General features: G+C 59.0%; 5 protein-coding genes. 4 read left to right on the forward strand and 1 reads right to left on the reverse strand.

Annotation, left to right across the window (positions count from 1 at the left end; all coding sequences use genetic code 11):
* The first annotated feature begins 76 nt into the window (after positions 1-76).
* The 4 genes from ACOCD2_RS10115 to ACOCD2_RS10130 all read left to right on the forward strand — a co-directional run bounded on the left by ACOCD2_RS10115 (position 77) and on the right by ACOCD2_RS10130 (position 6,253).
* Complete coding sequence (locus tag ACOCD2_RS10115; protein WP_293644004.1) at positions 77-2,938, forward strand: 2-oxoglutarate dehydrogenase E1 component; 2,862 nt, start codon at positions 77-79, stop codon at positions 2,936-2,938.
* Entirely contained in the window at positions 2,935-4,143 is a 1,209-nt protein-coding gene (gene odhB / locus ACOCD2_RS10120) for a 2-oxoglutarate dehydrogenase complex dihydrolipoyllysine-residue succinyltransferase (RefSeq protein WP_293644006.1), read from the forward strand. Before ACOCD2_RS10115 ends, odhB begins: the two co-directional genes overlap by 4 nt.
* 215 nt (positions 4,144-4,358) lie before the next feature.
* The gene (locus ACOCD2_RS10125) at positions 4,359-5,879 is read left to right on the forward strand and encodes a fumarate hydratase (protein ID WP_293644008.1); all 1,521 of its coding nucleotides are present in this window, start codon (positions 4,359-4,361) and stop codon (positions 5,877-5,879) included.
* On the forward strand, positions 5,876-6,253 hold the full coding sequence (locus ACOCD2_RS10130; RefSeq protein ID WP_293644010.1) for a hypothetical protein: 378 nt from the start codon (positions 5,876-5,878) through the stop codon (positions 6,251-6,253). Before ACOCD2_RS10125 ends, ACOCD2_RS10130 begins: the two co-directional genes overlap by 4 nt.
* Positions 6,254-6,351: 98 nt before the next feature.
* Here ACOCD2_RS10130 and ACOCD2_RS10135 read toward each other — a convergent pair.
* Positions 6,352-6,594, reverse strand: a 243-nt coding sequence (locus tag ACOCD2_RS10135) for a hypothetical protein (RefSeq protein ID WP_293644012.1), incomplete at its 5' end; no start/stop codon positions are given.

Below are 6,594 nucleotides of genomic sequence, written 5' to 3' on the forward strand. Positions count from 1 at the left end.
CTTGTGCTAGACTTTCTTAAAACCCAAGCATTGTTTTATCTCTTTTTTGCAGCCAATTTAGGGCAAATATCCTAACATGTCTGAGCTACTGGAATTATTGCGCAAATCCTCGCCTTTCTATGACGGGAATGCTCCCTTTATTGAAAATCTCTACGAAGCCTGGCTGCAAGATCCCAACAGTGTAGCGGAAAACTGGCGGCTGGAGTTCGAGAAACTGCCGAAAGTCAACGGCCATGGCGGTGAGGAACTGTCCCATCAGCGCATCCAGCAGCATTTCAGGCGCATGGCCAGAACCCGCTTATCGAACCATCCGGGTTGCGACGATACGCTCGCCGCCCAGGCCGCCGCCCGGCAGGCATCGGTGCTGAGGCTTATCAACGCCTATCGCATCCGGGGACATCAGCTGGCCGATCTCGATCCTCTGCATCTGCACGACAAACCTCACCTGCCCGAGCTGACTCTTGCCTATCACAACCTGACGGAAGACGACCTGGACCGCGTATTCAATACGGGTTCCCTGTTTGCCCCGGAAAGCCTTCCCCTGCGGGAAATACTGGAGCTGGTGCAGAAGGTGTACACAGGCACCGTCGGCTCGGAATACATGCACATCACCGACACGGTGGAAAAGCGCTGGATACAGCAGCGCCTTGAAACCTACCGCACCCGCCCGGAGCTGTCCGAAGGCGACAAGCGCTGGATCCTGCGCATGCTCACCGCCGCCGAAGGCCTGGAGAAGTATCTGCATACCCGCTACGTGGGCCAGAAACGCTTTTCCCTGGAGGGCGGCGAATCACTGATTCCCCTGCTGGACGAACTCATACAACGGGCCGGCCGGGATGGCATCGAGGAAGCAGTTATCGGCATGGCCCACCGTGGCCGCCTGAATGTCCTGACCAACATTATTGGCAAACCTCCGGCCGAGATCTACGACGAATTTCAGGGCACCCGAAAGAACCACGGCGTGATGACATCCGGGGACGTCAAGTACCACAAGGGGTTCTCCAGCAGCATCGAGACTGCCGGCGGGCTGATCCACGTGGCCCTGGGTTTCAACCCTTCCCACCTGGAAATCATCGGCCCGGTCATCGAGGGCTCGGTACGCGCCAGGCAGAAACGTCATGGCGATCCCGTCGGGGACAAGGTGCTGCCCATCGTCCTGCATGGTGATGCCGCTTTCGCCGGCCAGGGCGTGGTCATGGAAACCCTGAACATGTCCCAGGCACGCGGCTTCGGCACCGGCGGCACGGTGCACATTGTCATCAACAACCAGATCGGCTTCACCACCAGCGATCCTTTCGACAGCCGTTCCACCACCTATTGCACCGACGTGGCCAAAATGGTGCAGGCTCCCATCTTCCATGCGAACGGCGACGATCCTGAAGCCGTCATCTTCGTCACCCGCCTGGCCCTGGACTACCGCAATCATTTCCACAAGGACGTGGTCATCGACCTGGTCTGTTACCGGCGGCAGGGACACAACGAAGCCGACGAACCCGCCGTCACCCAGCCCCTGATGTACCAGAAGATCCGCATGCATCGTACGACCCGCACCCTTTACGCGGAACGGCTGCTGGCCGAAGGCGTGGTCACACCGGAACAGGCAGAGCACATGATCGAACACTATCGCGAGGAGCTGGACAAAGGGGAAATCGTCAGCCGGCCGGTATTGTGCGAAATCAATAATCCCTATCGCGTGGACTGGCACCCCTATCACCGCATAGCCTGGGATCACCCGGTGGACACAACCCTCCCTGCGGAAAGCATTGCCCGGCTGTATCAGGAACTGCTGGACATCCCCGACGGCTTCAAGCTCCATCCCCGCGTTCAACGCATCATGGAAGACCGTGAACGCATGATGCTGGGCGAGCAGCTGGCCGACTGGGGTTTCGCCGAAAACCTAGCCTACGCAGCCCTGCTGGACGAAGGTCATGCGGTGCGACTGTCTGGCCAGGATTGCCGTCGCGGCACCTTCTTCCATCGCCACGCCATGCTGGTGGACCAGGAACGCGGTGAAGAGCTGATCCCGCTGCAGCATATCGCGCCGGGGAAGGCCTCTTTCGACATCATCGATTCCCTGCTGTCCGAAGAGGCCGTGCTGGCCTTCGAATACGGCTACGCGACCGCTGAACCCCGCACCCTCACTATCTGGGAAGCCCAGTTCGGTGATTTTGCCAATGGCGCCCAAGTGGTCATCGACCAGTTCATTGCCTCTGCAGGTTCGAAATGGGGTCTGCTCTGCGGACTGACCATGCTGCTGCCACACGGCTACGAAGGCCAGGGCCCGGAACACTCCTCGGCGCGTATCGAGCGCTACATGCAACTCTGCGCGGAACAGAACATCCAGGTGTGCATACCCAGCACACCGGCACAGATGTTCCACCTGCTGCGCCGCCAGGCGCTGCGTCCCTACCGGCGCCCCCTGGTAGTGATGACACCGAAAAGCCTGCTGCGGCATCCCATGGCCACCTCACCCCTGGATGCCTTCACCCGGGGAAAGTTCAACACTGTCATCGATGAAATCGATCCCCTGGACAAGGGAAACATCACCCAGGTGATCATGTGCGGCGGCAAGATCTATTACGAACTGCTGGAAGCCCGCCGCGCCCGGGGGCTGGAGAATATCGCCCTGGTGCGCATCGAGCAGCTCTATCCCTTCCCGCGGGCCGATTTCGATGCCATGGTGGCCAGCTTCCCCAATGCCTGGAGTTTCGTCTGGTGCCAGGAAGAACCTCAGAACCAGGGCGCCTGGGATCAGATAAAGCACCGCTTCTCGCGCATCATCCGCGACAACAAGAAACAGGTTTTCTTCGTGGGACGCAAGGCTGCTGCTGCACCGGCAACCGGCTACTATCCGGTGCACGTGGAAGAACAGAAAAAGATCATCGACGACGCCCTGAGCGGGCGTTTCGATCCTGAAATAAACCAGAGAATGATATGAGCACAGAGATCCGCGTACCCACCCTTCCGGAATCCGTTACCGATGCTACCGTACTGAACTGGCGCAAGAAGCCCGGTGACCCCGTGCAACGGGACGAGAACCTTCTCGATCTTGAAACCGACAAGGTGGTGCTGGAAGTTCCGTCTCCCACCGATGGCGTGCTGGTGGAAATCCGGGCCCAGGAAGGCGACTTGGTCGAAGCCGATGACGTGCTGGCTGTCATCGAGCCGGAAAAACCTGCGGCACGAAAGCCGGGGCCTGCTGCAGACCGGCCTGCCCCCCCGGAAAAGAGCACGGGTTCCCAGGAACCCGTACTGACTCCCGCTGTACGCCGTCTGGTGAAGGAACTGAAGCTCGACCCGATAAAAATCACGGGCACCGGCAAGGACGGGCGTATCCTGAAATCCGACGTCATGGCCTATCTGGACAAGCAGACCTCCATCAGGGATCCGGATGCCGAGACCGTCGCAAGCACCCTCGGCGCCACGGAATCCCCGGCCGAAACACCTGCCGAACAGCGCGTGCCCATGAGCCGTTTGCGGGCGCGCATCGCCGAAAGGCTGGTACAGGCGCAGCAGACCGCGGCCATTCTCACGACCTTCAATGAAGTCAATCTCCAGTCGGTCAGCGAACTGCGCATCCGCTACCGTGAGACATTCGAAAAGGAACACGGGGTACGCCTGGGTTTCATGTCCTTCTTCGTCAGGGCCACCGTGGACGCCCTGAAGAAGTTTCCGCTGCTCAACGCCAGCGTGGACGGCACGGACATCATCTATCATGGCTACTACGACATCGGCATCGCCGTGGGCTCTCCACGCGGGCTGGTGGTTCCTATCCTGCGCAATGCGGACGAACTGTCTTTTGCAGATACCGAAAAGGCTATCAAACAGTACGGCCAGAAAGCACAGGACGGGAGCCTCAGCTATGAAGAACTGAGCGGCGGCACCTTCACCATCTCCAACGGCGGCGTGTACGGCTCCATGCTCTCCACTCCCATACTCAACCCGCCCCAGAGCGGCATCCTGGGCATGCACAACATCATCCAGCGACCGGTGGCGGAGAACGGCGAGGTGGTGATCCGGCCCATGATGTACTTGGCCCTGTCCTACGACCACCGCATCGTGGACGGCAAGGACGCAGTACAATTCCTGGTCACCATCAAGGAGAACCTGGAGGATCCCAGCCGCCTGCTGCTGGATATCTGAAACCCGGCATGGAAATACACCTAAGTTATTGATTTTATGAGATTCTGGATCACACAGCTTCACACCATGACCGTAGGTCGGGCTTCAGCCCGACAACAGCTGCCACAATGGAGCAATGTCGGACTGAAGTCCGACCTACGGATGCGGATTTTTCCACTATCAGAGGTGTGGTTGGCGGCGCACACTCAGCGTCCGCAGCAACACAGGCAAAGACCATGACCACCATCCACCAGGACGACCTGATACAAAGCGTGCAGGAAGCCCTGCAGTTCATTTCCTACTATCATCCCCTGGATTTCATCCAGGCCATAGGCCGGGCCTGGGAAAAAGAACAATCTCCCGCCGCCAGGGATGCCTTGGCACAGATCCTCATGAACTCGCGCATGAGCGCCGAAGGCCACCGCCCGGTCTGCCAGGACACGGGCATGGTGGTGGCCTTTGTCGAAGTAGGCATGGACGTGCGCTGGCGCAGCAAGCTGAGCCTGGAGGAAATGATCAATGAAGGTGTGCGCCGGGCCTATACCGACCCCGACAACACTCTGCGCGCCTCCATGGTGAATCCTCCCTGGGGCCAGCGAAAAAACGCCGGCGACAACACCCCTGCCATCGTGCATACCCGCATCGTCCCCGGCAACAAAATCAAAATCGGACTGGCCGCCAAGGGCGGCGGCTCGGAGAACAAGGCCAGGTTCACGGTCCTCAACCCCAGCGACAGCCTGGTGGACTGGGTGCTGGATACCGTACCCGGCATGGGCGCAGGCTGGTGCCCGCCTGGAATCCTGGGCCTGGGCATCGGTGGTTCATCGGAAAAAGCCATGCTACTGGCCAAGGAAGCCCTCATGGAACCCGTGAACATCCAGGAGCTGATGGAAAAAGGCCCAGACACTCCCCTTGAAGAACTGCGCCTGGAACTGTACGAAAAGGTCAATGCCCTGGGCATCGGCGCTCAGGGACTGGGGGGGCTGACCACCGTGGTGGATGTGCAGATCAAAGACTATCCCACCCATGCGGCCTCCCTGCCCGTGGCCCTGATTCCCAACTGCGCCGCCACCCGGCATATCGAGTTCACCCTGGTTGGCAGCGGCCCTGCGGAATTCACTCCACCCGCCCTGTCCGACTACCCGGACGTCCACTGGCAGCCTGGCGCAGACGCTATTCATGTGGATCTCGATACCATCACGCCGGAACAGGTAGCTGCCTGGAAGCCTGGCGACCGCCTGCTGCTCAGCGGCAGGATGCTCACGGGCCGCGACGCCGCTCACCGGCATATCCAGGAACTCCTGGACAAGGGTCAACCCCTGCCCGAGGGCGTGGACTTCCACAACCGATTCATCTACTACGTGGGTCCCGTGGATCCCGTGGACGGCGAAGTGGTCGGCCCCGCCGGCCCCACCACCGCCACGCGCATGGACAAGTTCACGGAAATGATGCTCGGCCAGCTCGGACTCCTGGGCATGATCGGCAAGGCCGAACGCGGCCCCCAGGCCGTCGAATCCATCCGCCGGCACAAGGCCGCTTATCTCATGGCCGTGGGCGGCGCCGCCTATCTGGTCTCCAGGGCCATCCGCAAGGCCCGCGTGGTGGCTTTCGAAGACCTGGGCATGGAGGCTATCCACGAATTTGAAGTTGAAAACATGCCCGTTATGGTGGCCGTGGACAGCAAAGGGGAATCTGTACACAGTAGCGGCCCTGCTGAATGGCGTATAAAAATATCAGAAATAGGGAAAATGCAATGAACACAAGAACAGGCCTGCTGGCTCTCATCCTCGCCATGTGCATTTCCACCGCACTGGCCGGAGAAGCCGATGTCGAGAACGTGAAAATTCTTCCCAATGGGAGCAACAGCTGGACATTTCAGGTCACCGTCAGGCATGCCGATGAAGGCTGGGATCACTATGCCGACCGGTGGGAGATTCTTGCCCCTCACGGAAAAATACTCTCCACCAGGGTGCTGGCCCATCCTCACGTAAATGAACAGCCTTTCACCCGCAGCCTGTCGGGCACAACCATTCCGGACAACATCACTTCCACTACCATTCGCGCTCATGACAAGGTGCATGGCTATGGCGGCAAGACCATTACCCTGCCCTGGCCACCTGCGGACAAATAGGCACAGTGGGCAGTCTTTGCTCCCGAATGAGAAACCGCGCACATTGACATTTCCGGATTTTCAGCCAGACTTGTGAAATACAGAGAATAATAATCATTTCAGGATTCCCAACGGAATTCCCCTTGTAACGGGATGTTGAAAAAGTCCCTCCATGGCTTTCTCAACAATAACACCCGAAAACCGTCAGCTGTTTGCCTGTTGTACCTTGCTGCTGAATAACGCCTGAATCCGTGATTCCAGAACGTCAAAACCCGCATTTTACCGACATGACTCGGCAGGAGCCTCTGTAATCGGCATGACATCGAATATTTGTCTGGATGGATCAGCAAATTGATGCTTTG

Origin of the sequence: Thiolapillus sp., from assembly GCF_048562965.1 — a bacterium.
GTDB lineage: Bacteria > Pseudomonadota > Gammaproteobacteria > Chromatiales > Chromatiaceae > Thiolapillus > Thiolapillus brandeum_A.

Coding starts and splice junctions, on each gene's coding strand:
- ACOCD2_RS10115 (WP_293644004.1), top strand. CDS start 77: ATGTCTGAGCTACTGGAATTATTGCGCAAATCCTCGCCTTTCTATGAC.
- odhB (WP_293644006.1), top strand. CDS start 2,935: ATGAGCACAGAGATCCGCGTACCCACCCTTCCGGAATCCGTTACCGAT.
- ACOCD2_RS10125 (WP_293644008.1), top strand. CDS start 4,359: ATGACCACCATCCACCAGGACGACCTGATACAAAGCGTGCAGGAAGCC.
- ACOCD2_RS10130 (WP_293644010.1), top strand. CDS start 5,876: ATGAACACAAGAACAGGCCTGCTGGCTCTCATCCTCGCCATGTGCATT.